This is a genomic window from Streptomyces malaysiense (assembly GCF_000980885.2).
GTDB classification, from domain to species: Bacteria; Actinomycetota; Actinomycetes; order Streptomycetales; family Streptomycetaceae; genus Streptomyces; species Streptomyces malaysiense.
In genome coordinates this window covers 1-1,278 of record NZ_LBDA02000217.1, presented here as the reverse complement: position 1 = coordinate 1,278, position 1,278 = coordinate 1, and the positions used below count along the sequence as shown (strand labels likewise).

The 1,278-nt window shown below is 65.1% G+C and carries 1 protein-coding gene; it reads left to right on the top strand.

What is annotated here, in order from left to right:
• Positions 1–1,278: amino acid adenylation domain-containing protein (locus VT52_RS35020; protein ID WP_053055738.1), on the top strand; the 1,278-nt coding region annotated here is incomplete at both ends.

Below are 1,278 nucleotides of genomic sequence, written 5' to 3'. Positions count from 1 at the left end.
CTCCGCTCCGGGGCTGTCTCTGGACCGGTTGTTCAGTGGGATGGCGGGGGTGGTTCCGGATGCGGTGGCGCTGGTGCATGAGGAGCAGCGGGTCACGTACGCGGAGTTGGATGTGTGGTCGAATCGTCTGGCGCGTCATCTGGCGGTGCGGGGTGTGGTGCCCGGTGGGCTGGTGGCTGTTCATCTTGAGCGTTCGCCGTTGCTGGTGGCTTCGTTGCTGGCGGTGTTGAAGGCTGGTGCGGGTTATACGTTGCTGGATCCGCAGTTTCCGCCTGAGCGGTTGAACGGGGTGCTGGCGCGGACGGGTCCGGCGGTGGTGATCAGTCAGGGGTATCTTCCGGCGTTGGAGCATGCGGCGCCGTTGGTGGATCTGTCGGCTGAGGCGACGGTGATCGCGGCGGCTTCGGGTGCGGTGGTGGAGACGTCGGGGCATCCGGAGGGGGTGGCCTGTGTGATGTTCACTTCTGGTTCGACGGGTGTTCCGAAGGGTGTGGCGGCGTCGCATCGTGCTCTGGTGGCGACGTTCCTGGGGCCGGATTATCTGCGGTTCGGTCCGGAGCAGACTTATCTGCAGTGTTCGCCGGTGTCGTGGGACGCTTTCGCGCTCGAGGTGTTCGGGCCGTTGCTTCATGGTGGTACGTGTGTGCTCCAGCCGGGTCAGCACACTGATCCGCATCAGATCGTGGAGTTGGTGGAGCGGCATCGGGTGACCACGTTGCAGATGTCGGCGAGTCTGTTCAATCACATGCTGGACGAGCATCCTGGGGTGTTCGCGGTGGTGCGTGAGGCGATGACGGCGGGTGAGGCGGCTTCGCCGACGCATACGGCGCGGGCTCTGGCGGATCATCCTCATCTGCGTCTGGTCAACGGGTACGGTCCGGCGGAGAGCATGGGTTTCACCACGACTCATTCGATCACCGCCGGGGCGGCGTCGATTCCGATCGGGGGGCCGGTCCGGGGGAAGAACGCGTATGTGCTCGGTCCGAATCTCGAACTGCTCCCGCCGAACACTCCGGGGGAGTTGTATGTGGCCGGGCATGGTCTCGCTCATGGTTATGTCGGTCAGCCGGCTTTGACGGCGGGTCGGTTCACCGCGAATCCGTACGGTCCTGCTGGGAGTCGTATGTATCGCACGGGTGATCTGGCCCGTTGGAACCAGCGGGGTGAGCTGGAGTACCTGGGCCGTGCCGACCAGCAGCTCAAGCTGCGGGGCTTTAGGATCGAACCCGGCGAGATCGAGACCGTCCTGTGCCGGCACGACTGCGTGGCCCAGGCGGC